The organism is Rhizobium leguminosarum bv. trifolii WSM2297, from assembly GCF_000271845.1.
In genome coordinates this window covers 3,956,187-3,979,531 of record NZ_JH719395.1, presented here as the reverse complement: position 1 = coordinate 3,979,531, position 23,345 = coordinate 3,956,187, and the positions used below count along the sequence as shown (strand labels likewise).

Annotated in this window: 22 protein-coding genes; 15 read left to right on the top strand and 7 right to left on the bottom strand. The window is 64.3% G+C overall.

Features of this window, described 5'->3' with window-relative positions; translation table 11 throughout:
* Window positions 1–59: 59 nt before the first annotated feature.
* The 3 genes from rpsT to mutM form a co-directional block, all read right to left on the bottom strand.
* Window positions 60–338 carry a 30S ribosomal protein S20 gene (gene rpsT, locus RLEG4DRAFT_RS34425; protein ID WP_003570835.1) on the bottom strand — a complete coding sequence of 93 codons (279 nt, stop codon included), beginning with the start codon at window positions 336–338 and terminating at the stop codon, window positions 60–62.
* Window positions 339–529: 191 nt separating this feature from the next.
* Complete coding sequence (locus tag RLEG4DRAFT_RS34420; protein WP_003583809.1) at window positions 530–1,303, bottom strand: enoyl-CoA hydratase; 774 nt, start codon at window positions 1,301–1,303, stop codon at window positions 530–532.
* A gap of 20 nt (window positions 1,304–1,323) precedes the next feature.
* Complete coding sequence (gene mutM, locus RLEG4DRAFT_RS34415; protein WP_003583807.1) at window positions 1,324–2,229, bottom strand: bifunctional DNA-formamidopyrimidine glycosylase/DNA-(apurinic or apyrimidinic site) lyase; 906 nt, start codon at window positions 2,227–2,229, stop codon at window positions 1,324–1,326.
* 149 nt (window positions 2,230–2,378) lie between these two features.
* Between mutM and ubiE the strand changes: the two genes are divergently transcribed.
* From ubiE to RLEG4DRAFT_RS39550, 9 genes are all read left to right on the top strand, one after another.
* Window positions 2,379–3,155: a bifunctional demethylmenaquinone methyltransferase/2-methoxy-6-polyprenyl-1,4-benzoquinol methylase UbiE gene (gene ubiE, locus RLEG4DRAFT_RS34410; protein ID WP_003583805.1), complete on the top strand. Its 777-nt coding sequence runs from the start codon at window positions 2,379–2,381 to the stop codon at window positions 3,153–3,155.
* Between the two features lie 50 nt (window positions 3,156–3,205).
* Entirely contained in the window at window positions 3,206–4,780 is a 1,575-nt protein-coding gene (ubiB, locus tag RLEG4DRAFT_RS34405) for a 2-polyprenylphenol 6-hydroxylase (protein WP_003583804.1), read from the top strand.
* Between the two features lie 90 nt (window positions 4,781–4,870).
* Window positions 4,871–6,460 carry an aromatic amino acid lyase gene (locus tag RLEG4DRAFT_RS34400; RefSeq protein ID WP_003583801.1) on the top strand — a complete coding sequence of 530 codons (1,590 nt, stop codon included), beginning with the start codon at window positions 4,871–4,873 and terminating at the stop codon, window positions 6,458–6,460.
* Window positions 6,461–6,473: 13 nt separating this feature from the next.
* On the top strand, window positions 6,474–7,853 hold the full coding sequence (locus RLEG4DRAFT_RS34395; protein WP_003583800.1) for a dihydroorotase: 1,380 nt from the start codon (window positions 6,474–6,476) through the stop codon (window positions 7,851–7,853).
* A complete protein-coding gene (locus tag RLEG4DRAFT_RS34390; RefSeq protein ID WP_003583798.1) occupies window positions 7,850–9,130 on the top strand; it encodes a Zn-dependent hydrolase in 1,281 nt (426 codons plus the stop codon). Before RLEG4DRAFT_RS34395 ends, RLEG4DRAFT_RS34390 begins: the two co-directional genes overlap by 4 nt.
* A complete protein-coding gene (locus tag RLEG4DRAFT_RS34385) occupies window positions 9,111–10,208 on the top strand; it encodes a DUF917 domain-containing protein (protein ID WP_003583796.1) in 1,098 nt (365 codons plus the stop codon). The genes RLEG4DRAFT_RS34390 and RLEG4DRAFT_RS34385 overlap by 20 nt, the downstream gene beginning before the upstream one ends.
* 3 nt (window positions 10,209–10,211) lie before the next feature.
* On the top strand, window positions 10,212–10,541 hold the full coding sequence (locus RLEG4DRAFT_RS34380) for a TfoX/Sxy family protein (protein ID WP_003583794.1): 330 nt from the start codon (window positions 10,212–10,214) through the stop codon (window positions 10,539–10,541).
* Window positions 10,542–10,778: 237 nt separating this feature from the next.
* Window positions 10,779–12,440, top strand: a complete 1,662-nt coding sequence (locus RLEG4DRAFT_RS34375) for a urocanate hydratase (protein WP_003583792.1) — start codon at window positions 10,779–10,781, stop codon at window positions 12,438–12,440.
* A 50-nt stretch (window positions 12,441–12,490) separates the two neighbouring features.
* The gene (locus RLEG4DRAFT_RS39550) at window positions 12,491–12,763 is read left to right on the top strand and encodes an AbrB/MazE/SpoVT family DNA-binding domain-containing protein (RefSeq protein WP_003583790.1); all 273 of its coding nucleotides are present in this window, start codon (window positions 12,491–12,493) and stop codon (window positions 12,761–12,763) included.
* On the opposite strand, the gene RLEG4DRAFT_RS34370 is transcribed toward RLEG4DRAFT_RS39550, so the two are convergent.
* Genes RLEG4DRAFT_RS34370 through RLEG4DRAFT_RS34360 form a run of 3 tightly spaced genes read right to left on the bottom strand, consistent with a single transcriptional unit; the run spans window position 12,709 to window position 15,271 of the window.
* Window positions 12,709–13,095 (bottom strand): VOC family protein, encoded by a 387-nt coding sequence (locus tag RLEG4DRAFT_RS34370; RefSeq protein WP_003583788.1) that lies wholly within the window; start codon window positions 13,093–13,095, stop codon window positions 12,709–12,711. The genes RLEG4DRAFT_RS39550 and RLEG4DRAFT_RS34370 overlap by 55 nt on opposite strands.
* A complete protein-coding gene (locus RLEG4DRAFT_RS34365) occupies window positions 13,092–14,339 on the bottom strand; it encodes an MFS transporter (RefSeq protein WP_003583786.1) in 1,248 nt (415 codons plus the stop codon). Before RLEG4DRAFT_RS34365 ends, RLEG4DRAFT_RS34370 begins: the two co-directional genes overlap by 4 nt.
* Before the next feature lie 20 nt (window positions 14,340–14,359).
* Window positions 14,360–15,271, bottom strand: coding sequence for a LysR family transcriptional regulator (locus RLEG4DRAFT_RS34360; protein ID WP_003583785.1), 912 nt, complete (start codon window positions 15,269–15,271; stop codon window positions 14,360–14,362).
* A gap of 124 nt (window positions 15,272–15,395) precedes the next feature.
* On the opposite strand from RLEG4DRAFT_RS34360, the gene RLEG4DRAFT_RS34355 reads away from it, so the two are divergent.
* The 3 genes from RLEG4DRAFT_RS34355 (at window position 15,396) to coaBC (ending at window position 18,366) form a co-directional block, all read left to right on the top strand.
* Window positions 15,396–16,160 carry an SDR family oxidoreductase gene (locus tag RLEG4DRAFT_RS34355; RefSeq protein WP_003583783.1) on the top strand — a complete coding sequence of 255 codons (765 nt, stop codon included), beginning with the start codon at window positions 15,396–15,398 and terminating at the stop codon, window positions 16,158–16,160.
* Window positions 16,161–16,271: 111 nt separating this feature from the next.
* The gene (locus RLEG4DRAFT_RS34350) at window positions 16,272–17,021 is read left to right on the top strand and encodes an SDR family oxidoreductase (RefSeq protein WP_003583782.1); all 750 of its coding nucleotides are present in this window, start codon (window positions 16,272–16,274) and stop codon (window positions 17,019–17,021) included.
* 139 nt (window positions 17,022–17,160) lie between these two features.
* Entirely contained in the window at window positions 17,161–18,366 is a 1,206-nt protein-coding gene (coaBC, locus tag RLEG4DRAFT_RS34345; RefSeq protein WP_003583780.1) for a bifunctional phosphopantothenoylcysteine decarboxylase/phosphopantothenate--cysteine ligase CoaBC, read from the top strand.
* Between the two features lie 29 nt (window positions 18,367–18,395).
* Here coaBC and RLEG4DRAFT_RS34340 read toward each other — a convergent pair whose 3' ends face one another.
* Window positions 18,396–19,208 (bottom strand): class II glutamine amidotransferase, encoded by an 813-nt coding sequence (locus tag RLEG4DRAFT_RS34340; RefSeq protein ID WP_003583778.1) that lies wholly within the window; start codon window positions 19,206–19,208, stop codon window positions 18,396–18,398.
* Between the two features lie 508 nt (window positions 19,209–19,716).
* Here RLEG4DRAFT_RS34340 and RLEG4DRAFT_RS34335 point away from each other — a divergent pair.
* The 3 genes from RLEG4DRAFT_RS34335 to RLEG4DRAFT_RS34325 all read left to right on the top strand — a co-directional run bounded on the left by RLEG4DRAFT_RS34335 (window position 19,717) and on the right by RLEG4DRAFT_RS34325 (window position 23,337).
* Window positions 19,717–20,394 (top strand): FadR/GntR family transcriptional regulator, encoded by a 678-nt coding sequence (locus RLEG4DRAFT_RS34335; RefSeq protein ID WP_003583776.1) that lies wholly within the window; start codon window positions 19,717–19,719, stop codon window positions 20,392–20,394.
* Complete coding sequence (locus tag RLEG4DRAFT_RS34330; protein WP_003583774.1) at window positions 20,391–21,680, top strand: CynX/NimT family MFS transporter; 1,290 nt, start codon at window positions 20,391–20,393, stop codon at window positions 21,678–21,680. The genes RLEG4DRAFT_RS34335 and RLEG4DRAFT_RS34330 overlap by 4 nt, the downstream gene beginning before the upstream one ends.
* A 124-nt stretch (window positions 21,681–21,804) precedes the next feature.
* The gene (locus RLEG4DRAFT_RS34325) at window positions 21,805–23,337 is read left to right on the top strand and encodes a S10 family peptidase (protein WP_037095004.1); all 1,533 of its coding nucleotides are present in this window, start codon (window positions 21,805–21,807) and stop codon (window positions 23,335–23,337) included.
* Window positions 23,338–23,345 lie beyond the last annotated feature (8 nt).

Below are 23,345 nucleotides of genomic sequence, written 5' to 3'. Positions count from 1 at the left end.
TCGAAAAAGCCCGGTAAAATTACCGGGCTAATCATAACGAAGAGGTCGTTAATGGAAGATTACGCTGTCGCGGTGACCGAAAGAGCCTTCACACGAGCGGCCAGACGCGAGACCTTGCGCGATGCCGTGTTGGCGTGCAGCACGCCCTTGCTGGCGGCGCGGGCAAGCTCGGGCTGAGCGGCCAGGAAAGCTTCCTTCGCCTTGGCGGCGTCGCCGGATGCGATAGCCTCTTCGACCTGGCGAACGAAAGTACGAACGCGCGAGCGACGAGCCTTATTGACGTCGGTACGGCGGGCGATCTTGCGGGTCGCTTTTTTCGCCGAAGTTGTATTGGCCATGGATGCCTCTCTCAAGAATTCGAACAAACTCCGCCATTACCGCGGGCCCTGCGGCCACAAAATCCAGCAATGCGGGAGCAATCGCGGAAAACCAAACCGGCTTTCCGAACCGTGGGCGGGCATATAACTCTAAAGCCGGCCCACGTCAACGCGGATTTTCAAGCTTTGCAGCGGGAACCGCCTAAAAGCATTCAACGGTGCGTAAAAGCCGGTTTGCGCTTCTCGACGAAGGCCGCCATGCCTTCTTTCTGGTCGTCGGTGGCAAAGAGGCTGTGGAACAGCCGGCGCTCGAAACGCAAACCCTCTTCCAGTGTCGTCTCGAAGGCGCGGTTGACCGCCTCCTTGGCCATCAGGACCGAAGGCTGAGAAAGCGAGGCAATCTTTTCGGCCGCGGCGAAAGCCTCGTCGAGAAGACGCTCGGGCGCCACCACACGCGAAACGAGTCCCGAGCGTTCGGCCTCCGCCGCATCCATCATGCGGCCGGTCAGGATCAGATCCATGGCCTTCGCCTTGCCGACGGCGCGCGTCAGCCGCTGCGAACCGCCCATGCCGGGAATGACGCCGAGGGTGATTTCCGGCTGGCCGAACTTCGCCGTCTCCGAGGCGATGATGAAATCGCACATCATGGCGAGCTCGCAGCCGCCGCCGAGGGCAAAGCCGCTGACGGCAGCGATCACCGGTTTGCGGGCCTTGGCGACCTCATCCCAGCCGCCGATGAAATCACTCTTATAGATATCGGCGAAGGCAAGCGGCTGCATCTCCTTGATATCGGCTCCGGCGGCAAAGGCGCGCTCGGAACCGGTGAGCACGATCGCGCCCACCGCCTCGTCGGCATGGAAGGCGACATAGGCCTGCTTCAACTCCTTGAGCACGGTGGAATTCAGGGCGTTCAGCGCCTGCGGGCGGTTCAGCCTGACGAGGCCGACATTGCCTCGGGTTTCGACGATCAGGGTCTCATAGGCCATGCTGTTCTCCCGTTTCTCTCTTATTTCTGGCAGGTGGCGCAATAGAAGGTGGAGCGGCCCGCCTGGACGATACGGGCGACCGTACCGCCGCAGCCCGGCGTGCGGCAAGCCTGACCTTCGCGATCATAGACGGAGAAGGAATGCTGGAAGTAGCCGAGCGACCCGTCGGTCTGAATATGATCGCGCAGCGACGAGCCGCCGGCGGCGATCGCATCGGCAATGACCTCGCGGATCGCGGCGACGAGCAGGTTAAGCTGTTCCTTCGGCCGGCCGCCTGCGGTCACCAGCGTGCCGGCGGCGCGGGCCGGCGACAAATGCGCCCGCCACAGAGCCTCGCAGACATAGATATTGCCGAGACCGGCAATATTCTTCTGGTCGAGGAGCGCGCTCTTGAGCGGCTGCGCCTTGTCGCGGAAGCGTTCGGCGAGATAGGCGGCGCCAAGCTCGTTTCCCGTCGGCTCCGGGCCGAGGTCGCGGAAGAAGGGATGGGCGGCGAGATCGGCACGCCCCACCATATCCATGAAGCCGAAACGGCGCGGGTCGTTGTAAACGACCCGCCGCGGGCCGCCCGAACCTTCCAGATGAAAGACGACGTGATCGTGTTTCTCGTCCTTCGACCGGAGGTGATGGAATTCGCCCGGCGTGGCGGAGGCGGCACCTTCTTCGATGCGACGCTCTTCGATACGGAAAGAACCGGACATGCCGAGATGGGAAATCAGCGTGTTGCCGTCGTCGAGATCGACCAGAAGATATTTGGCGCGGCGGCCGAGGCTGACGATGGTGCGGCCGGAAACCCTGTCGGCGAAAGCATCGGGAAAGGGGAAGCGCAGATCGCCGCGGCGCAGTTCCAGCTTCGCGATACGAGCCCCCTCCATCGCCGGCGCCAGGCCGCGTTTCACCGTCTCGACTTCTGGCAATTCCGGCATCTTAACCCATCTATGTCTAACGTGTTTCAACCGACGACGATGTGCGCTATAGCGCCAGGGTGCCGCCGAGAGCGCGGCCCAGTGATAACGTCGCGCGCGGTCTTTCGCTATGGCCGCCGCGCCCGAATCTTAAGGAATGGAGCAGTCTGATGTCAGAAAGCCGCACCTCCGCCGATGGCGGCATGGAGACCTCCTATGGCTTCCGTGAGGTGTCTGACGGCGAGAAGCAGGGCCTGGTCAACCAGGTGTTCCACAAGGTCGCCAAGCGCTACGACATCATGAACGACGTCATGTCGATGGGCATGCATCGCGCCTGGAAGGATGCGATGATTTCGGCGCTCAATCCGCGCAAGGAGCCGGGTTACAAGGTGCTGGACGTTGCCGGCGGCACCGGCGACATCGCCTTCCGCATCGTCGAGGCTTCCGGCAGGCAGGCGCATGCGACCGTGCTCGATATCAACGGCTCGATGCTCGGCGTCGGGGCCGAGCGGGCGGAAAAGAAGAAGCTTTCCGGCAATCTCACCTTCGTCGAGGCGAATGCCGAGGAACTGCCCTTCGAGGCGGCCAGCTTCGACGCCTATACGATCGCCTTCGGCATCCGCAACGTGCCGCGGATCGATGTGGCGCTGTCTGAGGCCTATCGCGTGTTGAAGCGCGGCGGGCGTTTGCTGGTCTTGGAATTTTCCGAAGTCGACATGCCGCTTCTCGACAAGATCTACGACGCCTGGTCGTTCAATGCCATTCCGCAATTCGGCAAGGCGATCACCGGTGATGCCGAACCCTACCAATATCTGGTGGAATCGATCCGCAAGTTCCCGAACCAGGAGAATTTCGCGGCAATGATCCGCCATGCCGGCTTTTCGCGCGTCAGCTATACCAATTATACCGGCGGCATCGCCGCCCTTCATTCCGGCTGGAAGCTCTGAGGAATGAGGGTGGAGAAATTGGCCACGCCTTCGCAAGCAGGCAAAACTGCATGAGCACTTTCGGAGCCTATTTCCGCCTTTGGCGCGTCGGCTGGGTGCTCGTGCGTGAGGGCGTCGTATCAGCTCTTCCGTCCGAAGGCCTGCCGCCGCCGATCGCGCTTGCCAAATCCTTCGTGACGATTTTCGAGCGAAGCAAGGCACGGCATCAAAAGCGCAGCGACCGATTGGCGCAGGCCGTCGAGCGGCTGGGCCCCTCCTATGTGAAGATCGGCCAGTTCCTGGCGACCCGGCCGGATGTCGTCGGCGTCGAATTCGCCAACGACCTGTCGCAGCTTCAGGACCGGATGGCCTTCTTTCCCGCGGCCGCCGCCAAGGCCAATATCGAGGGATCGCTCGGACGGCCGATCGGCGAACTCTATGCCAGCTTCGGCGATCCGATCGCCGCCGCCTCGATCGCCCAGGTGCATCCGGCCGAGGTCGAGACATCAGAGGGCCGCAAGAAGGTCGCCGTCAAGATCGTGCGGCCGGGCGTGCGCCAGCGCTTTGCCCATGACATCGAGGCGATGTATCTCGTTGCCCATATGCAGGAGCGTTTCCTAGCCTCCAGCCGGCGGCTGCGGCCGGTCGAGGTGACGAAGACGCTGGAACAGACGACGAAGGTGGAGATGGATCTTCGCCTGGAGGCCGCAGCGCTTTCCGAGATCGCCGAAAATACCGAGAGGGATCCCGGCTTCCGAGTGCCGAAGGTCGACTGGGAGCGCACCGGCCGCGACGTCATCACCATGGAGTGGATCGACGGCACGAGGATGTCCGATGTGGAGGGTCTGCGGGCGGCCGGCCACGATCTCAACCTGCTTGCCGATACGCTGATCCAGTCGTTCCTGCGCCATACGCTGCGCGACGGCTTTTTCCACGCCGACATGCATCCGGGCAATCTCTTCGTCGATGCCGACGGCATGATCGTCGCCGTCGACATGGGCATTGTCGGGCGGCTCGGCAAAAAGGAACGGCGCTTCCTCGCCGAAATCCTCTACGGCTTCATCACCCGCGATTATATCCGCGTTGCCGAGGTGCATTTCGAGGCCGGTTATGTTCCGGGACACCACAATGTCGAGAGCTTTGCCCAGGCGATCCGGGCGATCGGCGAGCCGATCCACGGACAGCCGGCCGAGACGATCTCGATGGGCAAGCTGTTGACGCTGCTGTTCGAAGTGACCGAGCTCTTCGACATGGCGACGCGGCCGGAACTGGTGATGCTGCAGAAGACCATGGTGGTGGTCGAAGGCGTGTCGCGCATGCTCAACCCACGCTTCAACATGTGGAAGGCCTCCGAACCTGTGGTCGGCGACTGGATCCGCAACAATCTCGGCCCGAAGCGGATCGCCACCGATCTGAAGGACGGGCTGAAGGCGGCCGTGAAGCTCGCCGAAGCCGTGCCGGAAATTGCGGCGAAGACCGAAAAATTCCATCACCAGCTCCTGCATATGAGCGAACACGGTCTGCGCTTCGACGCTGAGACGGCCGAAGCGATCGGCAAGGCCGAGGCGCGGCATAACCGTTCGGCCAGGATTGCGCTGTGGATCATCGCATTGACGCTTCTCTATATTGCCTGGATGCTGAGCTGACCGTCTTTCGATAACATGCTGTGTTCGGCATTTAGGATATCCCATCTTAGGGAGGGCTCGCTTAGTCTCGCAGTTTAGGAGATACGGCACATGCAGCACGAACGCCCTGGCATCGAACTTTCCGGACGACCGCTCGGTTTTGCCGAGATGGCGGCGATCGGTGCAGGCAAGGCGACGATTTCGGCTTCGGCAACCGGCATGGCCCGCATCGCCATCGCCCGCGAGATCGTCGAGGATGCGATCGCCTCCGGCATGCCCGTCTACGGCTCGACGACCGGCGTCGGCGCCATGAAGGATGTCGAGTGGTCAGCCGACGAACTCGACACTTTCAATCTCGGGCTGGTGCGCGCCCATCATTTCGGCACCGGCACCCCCTTTTCCTGCAACGTCGTGCGCAACGCCATGGCGATCCGCGTCAATACGGCGCTGACCGGCCAGGTCGGCTGCACGCCGGAACTGATTCAGGCCTATATCACCATGCTCGAAGCCGATCTCATCCCGGTCGTACGCCGCACCGGCTCGATCGGCTGCGCCGACATCGGGCTGATGGGGCAGATCGGCGCGGTGCTGACCGGCGTCGGCGAAGCGGTCTATCGCGGCCAGCGGATGCAGGCGGCCGACGCCTTCCGGGCGGCCGGGCTGCAGCCGGTGCGGATGGCGCCGCGCGACAGCCTCGCCTCGCTCAGCATCAATGCGGTGAGCTTTGCGGCGGCAGCCGAAACCACGCGCAATGCCGCCGCTTCGATCCGCATTCTGCTGGCGACGGCGATGATGGCGGCCGGCGCGCTCGGCGCGTCCCGTGATCCCTGGAAGGCCGTCCGCCATGTCGGCACGGCGCGCGAGGCGCTGATCGGCGCCTGGCTCTGCAATGCCTCCGACGACTGGAACTGGCCTGTGGCAACGCATGTGCAGGATCCGCTCAGCCTGCGGATGATCGCCCAGGTGTTCGGCGCGGTGATCGAGAACCTGCTGTCGACCGGCCACAAGATCCTAGCCGCCACCGGGCGCTCCGACGATAATCCCGTCGTTGTGGAAGGACGGGTGATGACGTCGGGCGGCTCGCTACCACTCGATGTGACGATCCTGCTCGAATCGGCAGCCCTCTGCATGGCGCATGCGGCGCGCAATGCCTTCAACCGCTGCGTCATTCTCGGCAACGGCCAGCGGCGCGACCTGCCGGTCAATCTCGTGCCGCCGGGGCGGATCGCCACCGGTTTCGGGCCGATCATCAAGCTCGCCGGCGAGATTTTTTCGCGCGTGCTGTCGATGTCCAATCCGGTTTCGGCGCAGTCGCTGGTGGTGGCGGCCGGGCTGGAGGACGAAGCGGCCTTCCTGCCGCTGGTGATCGAGCGTTTCGAGCGGCAGATGCAGGCGCTGAAGCGCCTGGCGGCGCTCGAGGCGCTGCTGTCGGCCCAGGCGATCGACATTCTCGGCGATGAACCGAAGGGTGTCGCCGCCATGCTCTACGAGGTGGTGCGCAAACATGCAGATTTCTATATCGTCGACCGGCCGCTTTCGGCCGAGGTGGAAGCGATCGAGGAGGAACTCGGCTCGGACGAGTTTCTCTCGAAGCTGACCGAGCAGGTCCCGATCGCCTCCTTCGACGATTTCTTCGCGCTCGGCTCGCTGGAGCGCATCGAGGAGCGGCTGACCCGCCAGGAGCCTCTGATTTCAGCTTAGGAAGGGAATCGGCATGGATTTCGATCTCGTTCTGCAGGGCACGGTGGTGCTGCCGGACCGCATTCTCGAAGCGGGTTATGTCGCCGCGCGCGACGGCAAGATTGCCGAGGTCGGCCTCGGCGTGCCGCCTGCGGCGCGCGAACGGCATCTGCTCGGCAAAGCGCTGATCCTGCCCGGCGCCATCGACGCCCAGGTGCATTCGCTTTCCCAGAAAGACCAAGAGGATTTCATCTGGTCGACGCGATCGGCAGCCGCCGGCGGCGTTACCACGATTGTCGACATGCCCTATGACGAGGGCGATCTCGTCTGCTCGGCGGCGGCGGTCAGACGCAAGATCGACCATGCCGGACCGCAGGCGCGCGTCGACTTCGCGCTTTACGGCACCATCGATCCGGACGAAGGCCCGGCGCGGATTGCCGAGATGGTCGAGGCAGGCGTCGCAGCCTTCAAATTCTCGACCTTCGGCACCGACCCAAAACGTTTTCCGCGCATTCCCCCTGCCCTGCTCGACGCCTGCTTTGCGGCAATCGCGCCGACGGGGCTGACGGCAGGCGTGCACAATGAAGACGACGAGGCGGTGCGCAGCTATGTGGAGCAGGTGAAGGCAAGCGGCATCACCGATTGGCGGGCGCACGGCCTGTCGCGGCCGCCGATTACCGAGCTGCTGGCGATGCATACGATCTTCGAGACCGGCGCCGTGACCCACTGCCCGGCGCATGTGGTGCACTGCTCGCTCGGCCGCGGCTACGATATCGCCCGCGCCTATCGCCGCGACGGTTTTGACGCGACGGTCGAGTGCTGCATCCATTATCTGACGCTCGACGAAGAGAACGACGTGAAGCGCCTCGGCGGCAAGGCGAAGATCAATCCGCCGGTGCGGCCGCGCGCCGAGGTGGAGACGCTGTGGCGGAAAGTCGCCGACGGCGATGTCTGGCTGGTTTCCACCGATCACGTCAGTTGGTCGGAAAATCGCAAGACCAACCCCGACATGCTCGCCAACGCGTCGGGTGTTCCCGGCCTCGAGGTGATGGTGCCGCTGTTCGTCAAGGGTGCCAGCGAACGCGGCATTCCGCTGACATGGGCAGCCCGGCTGATGGCGGAGAATCCAGCCAGGCATTTCCGGCTCGACCATGTCAAGGGAGCGCTGACCCCTGGCAAGGACGCCGATATAACAGTGCTGGAGCCGCGGGAGAGCATCTATGATGCCGCGGCGAGCGGCAACAATGTCGTCGGCTGGAGCCCCTATAAGGGCATTCGCCTGCCCTGGACCGTCTCGGCAACCTATCTCAGAGGCGAAAAGATTGCCGAGGGCGGGAAGGTGCTGGCCGAGCCCGGCAGCGGCCGGTTCGTCCGGCCGCTGCCGCGCCAGGTCATTGCGGGAGCCGGTGCATGAGCCGCAATCTGCCCGTCAATGCCGGCCGGATCGCCGGGGATATCGAGGCGCTGGCCGCAATCACCGAGCCGGGGCATCCCTGGACGCGGCGGGCTTTCTCGCCGCTCTTTCTCGAAGGTCGGGCCTATATCGAAGCGCGGATGAAGGCGGCGGGGCTGGAAACGCGGATCGATGCCGCCGGCAATCTGATCGGCCGGCGCACCGGCCGCAAACCATGGCTCGGCACCATCATGCTCGGTTCGCATTCCGATACGGTACCGGACGGCGGCCGCTTCGACGGCATTGCCGGGGTGATTTCGGCGCTTGAGGTGGCACGCGCGCTTGGCGACCAGGCTATCGAGCTCGACCACGATCTGGAGATCGTCGACTTCCTTGCCGAGGAGGTGAGCATCTTCGGCGTGTCCTGCATCGGCAGCCGCGGCATGACCGGGCAATTGCCGGAGGCCTGGCTTTCGCGCGTCAGCGATGGGCGCGACCTCGCCGAAGGCATCGTGCAGGTGGGCGGCAGGCCGAGCGTTCTGGGGCAGCAGAAGCGGCCCGATATAGCAGGCTTCCTCGAGCTGCATATCGAACAGGGGCCGGTGCTCGAAGCCGAAAGGGAGGATATCGGCATCGTCACCGCGATCGCGGGCATCACCCGTATCGAGATCATCGTCGAGGGGCGGGCCGACCATGCCGGCACGACGCCGATGGACCGGCGAGCGGACGCGCTGGTGGCGGCCTCACAACTCGTGCTCGATATCCGCAATGCCGCCGCCGAGCTTGCCAAAACGCCGGGACACTTCGCGGCGACGGTTGGCGAATTCCGGATCGAGCCGAATTCCGCCAATGTCGTGCCGTCGAAGGTGGTGCTGTTGATCGACGGGCGGGCGGAAATCCGCGCCGACATGGAGGCTTTCTGCCGCTGGCTCGGCGGCCATGTCGAAAAACTGGCGACGGCCTGCGGCGTGGCGATCAAGGCGCCGAACCGGGTTTCCGACAATCTGCCGACGCCTGCTGATGCCGGGCTGCTTGCGACGCTGGAAGCTGCCTGCGTCCGTGTCGGCGCCAAACATCGGCGCATGGCATCCGGCGCGGGACACGATACCGCCTGGATCGCCAAGGTGGCGCCGGCGGCGATGATCTTCGTTCCCTGCCGGGACGGCCGCAGCCACTCGGCCGATGAGTGGGCTGAGAATGACGATATCGCACTCGGCGCCGCCGTGCTTTTCGAGGCGGTGCGCGAGATGGACAAAAGCTCGGATCAGGAGAAGGCGAATGGGACGCATACTGGTTGAGAAGGACGTGGAAGCCGCCGTCAAGGGCGGCTCCGTCTATGCCGCCGGCGGCGGCGGCTGGGCCGATCACGGGCGCATGCTTGGGCTTGCGGCCGTCAATGTCGGCAGGCCGGAGCTGGTTTCGATCGACGAACTGAAGGACGAGGAGTGGATCGCCACGGCGGCGGCAATCGGCGCGCCGGCCTCCACCACGCCTTGGGAAATGCAGGGCATCGATTATGTGAAGGCCGTGCAACTGCTGCAGGAGGCGCTGGGCGAAAGGCTTTCCGGGCTGATCATCGGCCAGAACGGGAAATCCTCGACGCTGAACGGCTGGCTGCCATCGGCGATCCTCGGCACCAAGGTGGTCGATGCGGTCGGCGATATCCGCGCCCATCCCACAGGCGACATGGGCTCGATCGGCATGGCCGGCTCGCCCGAGCCGATGATCCAGACCGCCGTCGGCGGCAATCGCGCCGAAAACCGTTATATCGAGCTGGTGGTGAAGGGCGCGACGGCGAAGATATCGCCGGTGCTGCGGGCCGCCGCCGATCAATCCGGCGGTTTCATCGCCAGCTGCCGCAATCCGCTCAGGGCTTCCTATGTCCGCAGCCATGCCGCGCTCGGCGGCATCTCGATGGCGCTTGCGCTCGGCGAGGCGATCATCGCGGCGGAGAAAAGAGGCGGATCTGGTGTCATCGACGCGATCTGCAAGACGACGGGCGGCCACATCCTCGCCGAGGGCGTCATTGCCCGGAAGGACGTCGATTACACCAAGGAAGCCTTCGACATCGGCACGGTCACCGTCGGCACAGGCGCAAAATCGGTGACGCTGCATGTGATGAACGAATATATGGCGGTGGACGATGCGGATGGCGGGCGGCTTGCGACCTTTCCGGCGGTGATCACCACGTTGTCGCCGGAGGGCGAGCCGCTCAGCGTCGGCCAGCTCAAGGAGGGCATGCCTGTCTTCATCCTGCATGTGCCGAAGGAGATCATTCCGCTCTCGGCAAGCGTCCTCGATCCCACCGTCTATCCCGTCGTCGAAAAGGCGATGGGGATCGAGATCGCCCGCTATGCACTCGAAACGAAGGCCTGAGCCATGGCACGCGATCCCGGCCTTGAAGAACTGCTGCGTGAGGAATTCGGCGATCGGCCTGGCCTCAGTGAAAAGTCCATGTTCGGCGGCCGGGCCTTCCTGCTGAACGGCAATCTACTCTGCGGCGCGCGCAGTGACGGCATGCTCGTCCGTCTCGGCAAGGGCAATGACGGCTGGGCGCTGGCGCTGCCCGGCGTGATCCAGATGCTGATGGGCGAGCGGGTGATGCACGGCTGGCTGCGCGCCTCCGCCGAGGCTTACGGCGACGATGCCCTGAGACGGCGCCTGCTCGATGCGGCGCTTGCCCATGTGGAATCGCTGCCGGGCAAGTGACGCCATTCCTTCTTCTCCCCAGCGGGGAGAAGATGTCCGAAGGACAGATGAGGGGGGTGAGCGGCAAGGCCGCGAATGCACTGAGCGCAAGCGAAGGGCAACATAGGAGTCCTGCCATGCGGCCCCCTCCTCCGACCCTTCGGGCCACTGACCGGGGTCGAGCCACAGGTCTCGACCCGTCCTTCGGACCCCCGGCAGGGGTGAAGGGAAAAAAGCAAACCAAGCGAGGAACCCACGATGCCGAAGGCCAATCCACGTCATCCGAAATTTCCGATTCCCGGCGGGCCGGATTTGCGCGCCAAGGGCTGGCGGCAGGAGGCGCTGCTGCGGCTTCTGGAGAACGTGCTTGCTGTCGGCGAGGATCCCGAAAACCTGATCGTCTATGCCGCGCTCGGCAAGGCCGCCCGCAACTGGGCGGCGCATAAAGGCATCGTCAAGGCGCTGACCGAGATGGACGAGGATCAGACGCTGCTCATCCAGTCCGGCAAGCCGATCGGTCTGGTGCGAACGCATGCCAAGGCGCCGCTCGTCATCATGGCGAACTGCAATATTGTCGGGCAATGGGCAAAGGCCGAGGTGTTCTACGAGCTGCAGCGCAAGGGACTGATCTGCTGGGGCGGGCTGACGGCCGGTGCCTGGCAATATATCGGCAGCCAGGGCGTTATCCAGGGCACTTATGAGATTTTCATGCGCATTGCCGAACGGCGTTTCGGCGGCGATCTCCTCGGCCGGTTCGTGCTGACGGCCGGCCTCGGCGGCATGGGCGGCGCGCAGCCGCTCGCCGGCCGCATGGCGGGGGCGGCGATCCTCTGCATCGACATCGATCCGGAACGCGCCCGCAAACGCCAGCAGATCGGTTATCTCCAGGAGATCGCGCCGGACCTCGATACCGCTCTGCAGATGATCGACAGGGCGGTGAAGGACAAGCGGGCGCTTTCCGTCGGGCTCGTCGGCAATGCCGCCGAGGTCTATCCCGAAATCGCCCGGCGCGGCATCGTGCCCGACATCGTCACCGACCAGACCTCGGCGCACGACCTCGTCTACGGTTATGTGCCGAAGGGCATGAGCCTCGATCAGGTCAAGGGGCTGCGCGACGACGGCCAGGGGCAATTGATGGCCGCGAGCCGCGCCTCGATCGTCGAGCATGTCAACGCAATGCTGGAATTCCAGAAGAAGGGCGCCGAAGTCTTCGACAACGGCAACCTGATCCGCACGCAGGCGAAGGAGGGCGGCGTCACCAACGCCTTCGACATCCCGATCTTCACCGAAGCCTATCTCAGGCCGCTATTTGCCCGAGCAATCGGCCCGTTCCGCTGGATGGCTCTGTCAGGCGAGGAGAGCGATATCGCCCGCATCGACGACCTGCTGCTCGACATGTTTCCCGACAACAAGATCATCACCAACTGGATCCGGCTGGCGCGCGAGCACGTTCCCTTCGAGGGGCTTCCGGCCCGTATTGCCTGGCTCGGCCACGGCGAACGCACCGCCCTTGCACGGCGCGTCAATGCGCTGGTCGCAGACGGCGAACTCAAAGGCCCGGTCGCCTTCTCGCGCGACCATCTCGATGCCGGCGCCATGGCGCACCCCAATATCATGACCGAGCGGATGAAGGACGGCTCCGACGCGATCGCCGACTGGCCGCTGATCGATGCGATGATGCTCTGCTCCTCGATGGCCGATCTCGTCGTCGTCCATTCCGGCGGCGGCGGCTATGCCGGCTACATGACCAGCTGCGGCGTCACCGTCGTCGCCGACGGCACCGATGCCGCGGACGAGCGGCTCGACCATGCGCTGACCAACGATACGGCGCTTGGCGTCATGCGTTACGCCGACGCCGGTTATGAGGACGCGCTGGACGAGGTGGCGAAGAAGGACGTGCCGTATATAAGGCTTGGTTGAACTGGATCGCGAATGCTGCAATCATTGTCATATCTCATCGGGGCCATGACATGGAAACAGCAAAGATCTTCTGGTCCGGGCGCTCCCAGGCCGTCCGACTGCCCAAGCAATTCCGCTTCGCTGGCGATACCGTCGCGATCAGACGCCAGGGGCGCGCGATCATCCTGGAGCCGATTTCCGATGGTTGGGAATGGCTTGCCGACGTGACCGGCCCCGTTGATCCCGACTTTGCGACAGCTGTGGAAGAGCAGCCTGCTCAGCAGGAGCATCAATCGATCAGATTCGAAACTTCGATAAGATTGCCGTCGGGATCCCTGAAATAGACCGAGCGTAGACGGCCGGTCGCGCCGGTGCGCTCGACCGGGCCTTCTTCGATCGCAACGCCTGCGGCCTGCAGATCGGCGATGGCATCGGCAAGCGGCGTCCCGGTGATGAAGCAGAGGTCGCCGGAGCCAGGGATCGGATGCCTTGCCTTGGGATCGAATTCGTGCCCGGCTTGATGCAGATTGATCTTCTGGCGGCCGAATTTCAGCGCCTTGCGGCCTTCCGCAAAGGTTTCGACCGACATGCCGAGGATGCGGGCGTAGAAATCGCAGGTGGCTGCGATATCGGCGACGGTCAGCACGAGATGATCGAGACGGTCTATGCGGATCATTCTTTTCCTTTCGCGAGGTGCCGGGCGACACAGGCTGAAATAAAGGCCAGCGCCAGCATGGCAAGCGTGAAGATGACGACAGCCGCCCAGCCTTCGACCGCGAAGAACCAGCCGCCGGCCGAGCCCATCAGGCTGGAGCCGACATAGTAGGCCAGCATATAGAGCGACGAGGCATGCCCCTTTGTACCGCGCGCCAGCTTGCCGACAAGGCCGCTGGCGATGGAATGGCTCATGAAGAAACCGGTGGTGAGCACGATGATGCCGAGGATGATTGATGGAAGCGGGGCGAAGAGCGTCAGCGCGCAGCCGCTGGCGGTCAGCGCGAGACCGAAGAGAAGCACGCGAAAATGCCCGATCCGGTCTCCGATGAGGCCGCCGATCGAGGAGGCGCCGATGCCGAAGAGATAGACGGTGAAAATCAGGCCGAGTTCGGTCTGGTTGAGGCCGTAGGGCGGCGCCACCAGACGGAAACCGGCATAATTGTAGATGGTCACGAAGGAGCCCATCGCCAGGAAGGCGATGGCGAAGAGGAAGGGCAGCGCCGGATTGGCAAGATGGCCGAACCAAGCTTTCGCATGGAAGCGCGGGTCGAAGCCCGGCCGGCGGACGAAATTCCGTGACGGCGGCAGCAGGGCGATGAAGCCGATCGCCGCGGCAAGGCCGATAGCGCCGATGATGAAAAGCGCCGGCCGCCAGCTGAAATATTCGGCGAGGACGCCGGTCAGCACACGGCCGGACATGCCGCCGAAGGCCGTGCCGCCGACATAGAGGCCCATAGTGGCACCCAGGCCGCGCGGATCGATTTCCTCGGCGAGATAGGCCATGGCGACGGCAGGCACGCCGCCGAGAACGAGGCCCTGCAGGGCGCGGATGACAAGCAGCAGGTGCCAGTCCGGGGCAAAAGCCGTGGCGATCGTCAGCAATGCCGCACCAACAAGCGAGATCGACATCAGGCTGCAGCGGCCAAGACCTTCCGAGAGGGCGGCGGCACAGACGATGGCGACCGCCAGGAAGCCGGTGGAGAGCGATAGGGACAGCGAGCTTTCGGCCGGACTGACGGAGAATTCCTGCGAAAAGACCGGCAGCAGCGGCTGCACGCAATAGAGCAGCGAAAAGGTGGAAAAGCCGGAGAGGAAAAGCGCCAGGCTGGCGCGGCGATAAGCGCCGGCGCCCCGCTTGAGATAGACCTTCTCTGCTGGGATCACGGTTTTTCCGGAGGTCTTCACGGCATGCGCTGCCGGCATATTTTCATCCCCTGCCGAATTCATGAGTCCGCCACCAAATCCCAATAGGGCGGATCGCCGAAGCTCTTCTTCAGGTGATCGGCGATGGCCCGCAGCTTGGCCGAGGGGTTTCGGCCTTCGGGATGGGCCATATAGATGAACTCGGCCTCCGGGCTGTGGCCGACATCGATTTCTGCAAGCTGCCCCTCGCGGATGGCCGGGCCGGCGATGAAGGCCGGCAGCAGGGCGATGCCGAGGCCGGCAATCGCGGCGTCGCGCAGCATGTCGCCATTATTGATGCCGAGCCCCAGTTTCGCCCGGACGACGATCGCACCCTCGGGCGTCTGGAAACGCCAGTCGGCAACGCCGCGATTGGTGTAGAAGATGCCGCGATGGCTGTTCAGATCGGCCAGCGACGACGGCATGCCCCGGCGCGCGAGGTAATCCGGCGAGGCGCAGAGCAGGCGGCGGCTGCGCGTCAGCTTCCAAGCGACCAGCCGGCTATCGGCGATCGGGCCGTTGCGGATGACGGCGTCATAGCCGTCCGAGGACGCGTCGACGCGCCGATCATCGATATCGAGGGTGAGTTCGATGTCGGGATGTTCGACAAGGAAGGGATAAAGCGCCGGACCGAGATGCATGCGGCCGAAGGTGACAGGGGCGGCAATGCGGATCGGGCCCGACAATGTTCCGCGCCGCTCCGCCATATCGGCGGCGGCCTCGTCGATCTCCCGGACGATGCGGCCGGCGCGCTCCAGGAAGACGGCGCCATCCTCCGTCAAGGTGAGCTTGCGCGTCGTCCGATGCAGCAGCACGCCGCCGAGCGACTTCTCAAGCTCTGCCAACCGTTCGCTGACGACGGATTTGGAAAGCCGCAGCCGCCGAGCCGCCTCGCTGACCGAGCCTGCCTCGACCACAGCGACAAAAGCCGCAATGCCTTCGATCCTGATCATCGTTCGGTCTTTCCGAATTCGAATTCCCCAATCTGGAGACTAATCCGAACGAACGGAAAATGCCATCTTCCTGTCAACGGAAGGGCGGCAGGGCCGCCTCTGATCAAACACAGGAGATGGAAAGATGAACCGCTTGAACAACAAGGTCGCGATCGTGACCGGCGCAAGCTCCGGCATCGGCCGCGTCACGGCAAAGCTCTTTGCCGCCGAAGGCGCCAAGGTCGTCGTCGGCGCCCGTCGCCAGCGCGAACTCGACAGCCTCGTCGCAGAGATCAAGGCGGAGGGCGGCGACGCCGTTGCGGTTGCCGGCGACGTCCGGTCGGAAGAATACCATAAGGCGCTGGTCGCGACCGCCGTGACCAACTACGGCAAGCTCGATATCGCCTTCAACAATGCCGGCACGCTCGGCGAAGCCGGGCCGAGCACGGCTGTTTCGGAAACAGGCTTCAGCGACGCGCTGGCGATCAATCTCACCGCCTCCTTCCTCGCTGCCAAACATCAGATCGGTGAAATGGTGAAGAATGGCGGCGGCTCGGTGATCTTCACCTCGACCTTCGTCGGCTACAGCTTCGCCTTTCCCGGCGTGGCCGCCTATGCCGCCAGCAAATCCGGCCTGATCGGCCTGACGCAGGCGCTGGCCGCCGAATTCGGCCAGCAGGGCGTGCGCGTCAATGCCATCCTGCCGGGTGCGGTCGATACCGACATGTACCGGGACATGAACGATACGCCAGACAAGCAGGCCTTCGTCACCAACCTGCATGCGCTGAAGCGCGTCGCAGCCCCTGAGGAACTGGCCCGCTCGGTCCTCTACCTCGCCTCCGACGATGCGAGCTTCGTCACCGGCACGGCATCGTTGGTCGATGGCGGCGCTTCGATCACCCGCACCTGACGAAAGCCAAGCTCGACTACCCGCTCCGGATGGATGGCCTTTCCTTCCGGAGCACCCTCCCACTGACCAACAACGGGCCGCGGCCCAACATCCGATTGAAGGAACTTCATCATGTCACGTCTTCAGAACAAGAAGGCCCTCATCACCGGCGGCACCAGCGGCATCGGCATCGAAACCGCCCGCCAGTTCATCGCCGAAGGCGCCCGTGTCGTTGTCACCGGCAGCAGCGCCGCAAGCGTCGAAACCGCCCGTCGCGAACTCGGCGACAAAGCGATCGTCATCCAGGCCGATGCCGGCAATGCGACCGGCCAGAAGGCCGTCGCCGATACAGTGAGAGAGGCTTTCGGCACGCTCGACATCCTCTTCGTCAATGCCGGCGTCGCCGAATTCGGGCCGCTGGAACAGTGGAGCGAAGCCGCCTTCGACAAGTCGGTGGCGATCAACGTCAAGGGGCCGTTTTTCCTCATCCAGTCGCTGCTGCCGATCTTTTCGAAGCAGGCGGCGATCGTGCTCAATACCTCGATCAACGCTCATATCGGCATGCCGAACTCCAGCGTCTATTCCCTGACGAAGGGTGCGTTGCTGACGCTTGCCAAGACGCTATCGGGCGAACTCATCGGCCGCGGCATCCGCGTCAACGCCGTCAGCCCGGGTCCGATCGCCACGCCGCTCTATAGCAAGCTCGGGGCGTCGGAGGCCGATTCCAAGGCGATGACCGCTGAGATCCAGTCCCAGATTCCTGTCGGCCGCTTCGGAACCCCCAGCGAAGTCGCGAAGACGATCGTCTTTCTCGCCTCCGATGAGGCCGCCTATATCGTCGGCAGCGAACTCGTTATCGACGGCGGGATGAGCAACCTCTGAGTCCACAAAAATAACGGCTGATGTCATGAATGGGGCGGCACTCGCCGGCTGCGGCCGATGCATGTCGTCCCTGTGATTGCATGTTCTCCGCCAAAGGCTTAGGGTCGGGGCCGGTCAATAAGGCGACGGGAAGAAAGCCATGGCTCTCAGCGGAAAACGCATCCTCCTCATCATCTCCGGCGGCATCGCCGCCTATAAGAGCCTGGATCTGATCCGCCGGCTACGCGAGCGCGGCGCCAGCGTGCGCCCGGTGATGACCAAGGGGGCGCAGGAATTCGTCACGCCGCTTGCCGTCGGCGCGCTGGCGGCCGATCATGTCTTCGTCGATCTGTTTTCGCGCCAGGACGAACAGGATGTCGGCCATATCAGGTTGGCGCGCGACTGCGACCTGGTGATCATCGCCCCTGCCACGGCCGACCTGATGGCGAAGATGGCGAACGGGCTTGCCGACGATCTCGCCTCGACCGTGCTTCTGGCGACCGCGAGACCGGTGCTGGCGGCACCAGCGATGAACCCCAGAATGTGGGCGCATCCGGCGACGCGGCGCAATGCGGCGACGCTGAGAGCCGACGGCGTACGTTTCGTCGGGCCGATGGCCGGCGAGATGGCGGAGAGCCAAGAGGCCGGGCTCGGCCGGATGGCGGAGCCGCTGGAGATCGTCGCAGCCGCCGAAACCCTGCTCGACGACGGAGAAAAGCCGCTGAGGGGGCGCAAGGCGATCGTCACGTCGGGGCCGACTCACGAGCCGATCGATCCGGTGCGCTATATCGCCAACCGCTCCTCCGGCCGGCAGGGCCATGCGATCGCCGCAGCCCTTGCCAAGCTCGGGGCCGAGGTGACGCTGGTATCGGGGCCGGTGACAATCGCCGATCCGGTCGGCGTCAATGTCGTGCATGTCGAGCGGGCGGAGGAAATGCGCGATGCCGTGCTGGCCGCGCTGCCGGCCGATGTCGCGGTGATGGTCGCGGCGGTGGCGGATTGGCGCGTCGCCTCGGCCGCCGACCAGAAGCTGAAGAAACATCCCGGCGAATCCATTCCTACGCTGGCGCTGACCGAGAACCCGGACATCCTGAAAACTCTGGGACATCACACGATGCGGCCGAAGCTGGTGATCGGCTTTGCCGCCGAGACGCAGGACGTCGAAAGCAATGCGAAGGCTAAACTCGAGCGGAAGGGCGCCGACCTGATCGTTGCCAACGACGTTTCGCCTGCGACCGGCATCATGGGCGGCAGCCGCAACAGCGTCAAACTCATTCGCCGCGACGGCGTCGAGCAATGGCCTGACCTGGCCAAGGAAGAGGTTGCCGAAAGGCTGGCGGCGCTGATCGCCGAACGGCTCCGCTAGTCAGGCGGCGTCGCTGACGGCCTAGCGTTTCAGGCTGAGATAGCCACGCGCTGCGGCTTGGCGCCGCTTCGCTTTCCGGGCCGGAAGTCGGAGACGTCGATGCCGTTTTTGCCGACGGTGACGGCGCTGCCGTTCGGAATTTCCGCCCAGGCATCGCCATCGTCGTTCAACGGCTCGGAGACGAGGCAATAGCCGGCACCCACCGGAGAGGCATAGAGCGTCGGCGCCTTGCGATCGGTGGCATAGCGGATCGCATAGAGCGCATTGCCGTCGGAGAAGGCTGCAGTAAAGCGCAGCAGGATCGAGCCGATGATGTTTTCAGCCAGGTCCTCGACGAAGCCGACCATATCGGCCATCGCCGCGATCGGCTCCTCGCGTAAGCCGAACTGCAACGCCAGCAGGAACATTAGCTCGGAATCGGTGGTGCCGCCGCGGGCGTTGAACAGCTCGTCGTCCAGCATCGCCTCCATCGGTCGGCGGAGGCGTTCGAAGCCGGAGATCTGGCCGTTGTGCATGAAGGACCAGGTGTCATGGGTGAAGGGATGGCAGTTGTCGCGGCGCGTGCCGCCGCCTGTGGCAGCACGGACATGGGCGAGGAAGAGCGGCGAGCGGATCTGCCGGGCCAGGCTTTTCAGATTGCAATCCGACCATGCCGGCAGGATATCGCGGTAGCGGCCGGGCTCCGGCCTGTCGCCATACCAGGCGATGCCGAAGCCATCGCCGTTCGTCGCCGTCTTGGCGCGGGTGGCGCAATGGGACTGCTCGATCAGCGAATGGCAGGGCGAGGATACCAGCTCCTCGAGATAGAGAGGGTCTCCGCGATAGGCTGCCCAGCGACACATGGCTTCTTGCTCCGGAACCCGCCGCCGCATCGGCGGGAATGCTCTAAATTGTCGAACGCTGAGGCTAATAACAGCTTAACGCGGCGCCGGTTTGCAAGCGCATGATGACGCTTTCATGACGCTTGGGATGTTCAAATTCGGCGAAAGCTTGTCTTCTCTTGTGAACAGCTGAGCTGGCCGAGGAAGGGCGCCGCGCGGATTTCTTCTTGCATCTCGGACGAATCAGCCTACCTTTGAGCCATCAGCAACAGAACGAAAGGAAGGTGATCCAATGTCTAATGAGATTTCGGACCTCGTAACGGGCATGGGAGAAGTGATGAAAGCGAGGCAGCCCTCGCTGTAATCCCGCCTTCCTGGGGCTGCATAGACAGTCCAGGCCAGTTAGAGGCCAAACTCATGGAAAGGGTCGCCGAGGCGGCCCTTTTTTATTGCCTTGCTGGGATCGCGTTGACGAAACAATCAAATCCTATTACTCACTAAGTCATCAGATGACTTAGTGAGTAATAGGATGCGTGCACTCAGCAAGACCAATCTCGCCGATGAGGCGATCGAGGCGATCCGCAGCGACATTCTCGGCAAACGCTGGGCGGTCGGCGAGAAATTGCCGAACGAGGCCTCGCTGTCGGCGATACTCTGCGTCAGCCGCGGCACAGTGCGCGAGGCGGTGCGGGTTCTCGTATCCCAGGGTTATCTCGAAACCCGGCAGGGTTCGGGAACCTATGTCCGCTCGACCAGCGATGCCGGCCGGCCGCTGACGATGGCGCGGCGCGCCAGCCTGCGCGACCAGTTCGAGGCGCGCCTGGCGCTCGATGTCGAGGCTGCCCGGCTGACGGCAATCCGCAAGACGCCGGCGACGGTTGCCGGGCTCCGCCAGTTGCTTGCCGAACGCGGCAGTTACGACGGCGGCAATCAATCCGCCTTCATCGAACGCGACCTCGCCTTTCACAAGGCCATCATCGCCGCTTCCGGCAATCGGGCGATGATCGAGATCTACGATTTCTTCTCGGCTTCGATCGCCGATACCATAGCGGCGACGCTCGGCAAGGATATTCCCGAACCGGATATGCAGGCGCATGCCGATATCGTCGACGCCATCGAAACCGGCGATCCCGACCAGGCGGATGCGGCGGTGCGCCGCTTCATGGCGCCGGTTCTCGTCGCCCTCGACCGGATGATCCTGTCATGACCATGCCCTCCACCGATATCAACGCACTCGACGCCGCCGACGACCTGCTAATCGACGCCGAGGCCGGCAGCCGGCCACCGCCACAAGCAACGCCGGTGCGCGGCGCCGCCGATCGTTTTCTGCTCGGCGCCAGCCTGGTGCTGATCGCCTTCAACCTGCGCCCGGTCTTCTCAAGCGCTTCGGCGCTTTTGCCTGAGATCCGCTCGGAGCTCGGGCTCAGCGCGCTCGGCGCCAGCCTGCTGACCACGCTTCCGGTCGTCTGCCTCGGCGCCTTTTCGCCGCTTGCGCCTCGCCTTGCCCAGCGCCTCGGTTCGGAGCGCACACTGCTCGGCGTTGTCCTGCTGCTGGCGCTCGGCACTGCATTGCGCGGCTTTTCCTCCGTGCCGCTGCTCTTCATCGGCACAGCACTTGCCGGCGCCTGCATCGCCATCGGCAACGTGCTGCTGCCGGGACTGGTGAAGCGCGATTTCGCCGGACGCGCCGCGCTGATGACCGGCTTCTACACGATGGCGCTCTGCGCCGGTGCGGCAAGTGCCGCCGGGCTGACGCTGCCGATCGAGCACGCGCTCGGCGGTTCCCTCGCGGGCGCGCTTGCCGTCTGGGCGCTGCCGGCGCTCGCCGTCGGGCTCATCTGGCTGCCGCAGGTTCTGCGAACCGGCGGCCGGGCAAGGCGAAACGGCTTTCGCGTCGAAGGCCTCTGGCGCGACCGGCTCGCCTGGCAGGTGACGCTGTTCATGGGACTGCAGTCGGCGCTCGCCTATTGCGTCTTCGGCTGGCTGGTTCCAATCCTGCGCGAACGCGGGCTCGACGGTGTCACCGCCGGGGCAATCGTTTCGCTCTCGGTGATGGTGCAGGCGACATCCTGCCTTGTTGTGCCGCATATCGCCGTGCGCGGAAAGGACCAGCGGCTGATTAATGCCAGCCTCTGCGGCGTCGCCGTCACCGCCCTGCTCGGCCTGCTCTTTGCGCCGCTTTCGACGGTCTGGCTGTGGGCGGTGCTGCAAGGCATCGGCCAGGGCGGATTGATCGCAGCGGCGATGACGACGATCGTGCTGCGCTCGCGCGATCCCGATGTCGCCGCCCATCTTTCCGGCATGGCGCAATGCGTCGGTTACCTGCTTGCGGCAATCGGCCCGCTGATCGTCGGCCTCATTCGCGGCTGGACCGGCAGTTTTTCCTGGTGCGCGCTGCTCTTCGTCGCCCTGGGGCTCGGCGCGGCAATCAACGGCTGGAGGGCCGGCCGGGCGGTCGAGGTCAATGTGCACGCTGTGGAGAAGGGCGGCTGAGCCGCCGCTCGCTTCTCCGCTCCCTTCCTCCTTCAGTGGCCCATCACCATCTCTTGATGCCCGTCGCCGATCTCGGATGCTACGCTATCTCAAGCTCACAGACCGCACCGCCGGAGGAGACATCTTGCGTTTACATCTACTGTTTCTGCTTGCAGCACTTGCCGGGTCGCTGGCCCCTGCCCTTTCTCCCGCACAAGAAAGCGCTCACCCCGAGGCAAATGTCGAGAGCAGTGCGCGCGACGGCGTGCTGAAGCTGCTGCCGGCCGATTCCGTCACCGAGCACGAGCTGACGATCGGCGGCCGGAAGATCGCCTACACCGCGACCGCCGGCACGCTCGATCTCTTCGGCCAGGACGGAGCGCCGACCGGCGCGATCTTCTATACCGCCTATGTCGCCAAGGACGCAGGGCCGGACCGGCCGTTGACCTTTGCCTTCAATGGCGGGCCGGGTGCGGCTTCCGCCTTCCTGCATCTCGGGCTGGTCGGGCCCAAAGTGCTCGATTTCGGCCCTCAGGCACGCGACGGCGCCCATGCGAAACTGGTGGACAACCCGCAAAGCTGGCTGGATTTCACCGATCTGGTGCTGATCGATCCGATCGGCACCGGCTGGAGCCGGACGGTGAAGGCGGACGACGCCGCCAACTACTATAACGTCAACTCGGATGCCCAGAGCATCGCCAAGGCGATCGCCCTCTATGTCGCGCATAACAACCGCTCCAATTCGCCGAAATATCTGCTCGGCGAAAGTTATGGTGGCTTCCGCGCCGCCAAGGTCGCCTCGGCGCTGCAGGAAAGCCAGGGCATCATCGTCGCCGGCGCGGTGATGCTATCGCCCCTGCTCGAGGGCCAGCTGATGTTCAACGCCGATCAGTTCCCACTCGGCGCCGCACTGGAACTGCCGTCGCTCGCGGCGGCCGAACTCGACCGCCACAATGCCTTTGACGAAGAGAAGCAGCGCGAGACCGAGACCTTCGCGCTCGGGACCTATCTGACGACGCTCGCCGGGCCGCCGCCGACGGGCGCCGATGCCGCCGCCTTCTATGGCAAGATCGCCAAGCTAACGGGCATTCCCGAGGATATCGTCACCCGCAACCGCGGCTTCCTCGGCAATTCCTTCGTCAAACATTCCGACGCCGGCAGCGGCTCGGTGACGAGCCCCTACGACGCTTCCTTTGCGGCACCCGACCCCTATCCGGAATCGGATTACGACCGCGGCGACGACGCCATCCTCGACGGCTTCGCCCGCGCCTATGGCGGCGCCTTTGCCGACTATGCCCGCAACGAACTGGGCTTCAAGACAGAAATGACCTATTCGCTGCTCGACAGCGATATCAGCCGGCGCTGGGAATGGGGCGGCGGACGCGGCGGCGGATCGCGCTTGCAAGCCAGCGCCACCGACGACATCCGGCAGTTGCTTGCCTCGAACACGGCCTTCCATCTGCTGATCGCCCATGGCTACAGCGATCTGGTGACGCCTTACGGGGTCAGCCGCTATGTGGTCGACCACCTGCCGCCGTCGCTCGCCCGCGGCCGGGTCGGGCTGAAACTCTATCGCGGCGGCCATATGTTCTATACGAATGCCGATCAGCGGACCGCCTTCACGGCGGATGCCAAGGCCTTCTACGCCACACACGCGGCCGCTCCGCCGGCGGATTGAGGAAAAGC

Excerpts from the sequence above, each read along its gene's own strand:
- RLEG4DRAFT_RS34370 (WP_003583788.1), bottom strand. The coding sequence starts at position 13,095 with ATGATCCGCATAGACCGTCTCGATCATCTCGTGCTGACCGTCGCCGAT.
- RLEG4DRAFT_RS34385 (WP_003583796.1), top strand. The coding sequence starts at position 9,111 with ATGGGACGCATACTGGTTGAGAAGGACGTGGAAGCCGCCGTCAAGGGC.
- RLEG4DRAFT_RS39550 (WP_003583790.1), top strand. The coding sequence starts at position 12,491 with ATGGAAACAGCAAAGATCTTCTGGTCCGGGCGCTCCCAGGCCGTCCGA.
- RLEG4DRAFT_RS34350 (WP_003583782.1), top strand. The coding sequence starts at position 16,272 with ATGTCACGTCTTCAGAACAAGAAGGCCCTCATCACCGGCGGCACCAGC.
- mutM (WP_003583807.1), bottom strand. The coding sequence starts at position 2,229 with ATGCCGGAATTGCCAGAAGTCGAGACGGTGAAACGCGGCCTGGCGCCG.
- RLEG4DRAFT_RS34365 (WP_003583786.1), bottom strand. The coding sequence starts at position 14,339 with ATGCCGGCAGCGCATGCCGTGAAGACCTCCGGAAAAACCGTGATCCCA.
- ubiB (WP_003583804.1), top strand. The coding sequence starts at position 3,206 with ATGAGCACTTTCGGAGCCTATTTCCGCCTTTGGCGCGTCGGCTGGGTG.
- ubiE (WP_003583805.1), top strand. The coding sequence starts at position 2,379 with ATGTCAGAAAGCCGCACCTCCGCCGATGGCGGCATGGAGACCTCCTAT.
- RLEG4DRAFT_RS34330 (WP_003583774.1), top strand. The coding sequence starts at position 20,391 with ATGACCATGCCCTCCACCGATATCAACGCACTCGACGCCGCCGACGAC.
- rpsT (WP_003570835.1), bottom strand. The coding sequence starts at position 338 with ATGGCCAATACAACTTCGGCGAAAAAAGCGACCCGCAAGATCGCCCGC.
- RLEG4DRAFT_RS34400 (WP_003583801.1), top strand. The coding sequence starts at position 4,871 with ATGCAGCACGAACGCCCTGGCATCGAACTTTCCGGACGACCGCTCGGT.
- RLEG4DRAFT_RS34360 (WP_003583785.1), bottom strand. The coding sequence starts at position 15,271 with ATGATCAGGATCGAAGGCATTGCGGCTTTTGTCGCTGTGGTCGAGGCA.
- RLEG4DRAFT_RS34390 (WP_003583798.1), top strand. The coding sequence starts at position 7,850 with ATGAGCCGCAATCTGCCCGTCAATGCCGGCCGGATCGCCGGGGATATC.
- coaBC (WP_003583780.1), top strand. The coding sequence starts at position 17,161 with ATGGCTCTCAGCGGAAAACGCATCCTCCTCATCATCTCCGGCGGCATC.
- RLEG4DRAFT_RS34355 (WP_003583783.1), top strand. The coding sequence starts at position 15,396 with ATGAACCGCTTGAACAACAAGGTCGCGATCGTGACCGGCGCAAGCTCC.
- RLEG4DRAFT_RS34395 (WP_003583800.1), top strand. The coding sequence starts at position 6,474 with ATGGATTTCGATCTCGTTCTGCAGGGCACGGTGGTGCTGCCGGACCGC.
- RLEG4DRAFT_RS34380 (WP_003583794.1), top strand. The coding sequence starts at position 10,212 with ATGGCACGCGATCCCGGCCTTGAAGAACTGCTGCGTGAGGAATTCGGC.
- RLEG4DRAFT_RS34375 (WP_003583792.1), top strand. The coding sequence starts at position 10,779 with ATGCCGAAGGCCAATCCACGTCATCCGAAATTTCCGATTCCCGGCGGG.
- RLEG4DRAFT_RS34420 (WP_003583809.1), bottom strand. The coding sequence starts at position 1,303 with ATGGCCTATGAGACCCTGATCGTCGAAACCCGAGGCAATGTCGGCCTC.
- RLEG4DRAFT_RS34340 (WP_003583778.1), bottom strand. The coding sequence starts at position 19,208 with ATGTGTCGCTGGGCAGCCTATCGCGGAGACCCTCTCTATCTCGAGGAG.
- RLEG4DRAFT_RS34335 (WP_003583776.1), top strand. The coding sequence starts at position 19,717 with ATGCGTGCACTCAGCAAGACCAATCTCGCCGATGAGGCGATCGAGGCG.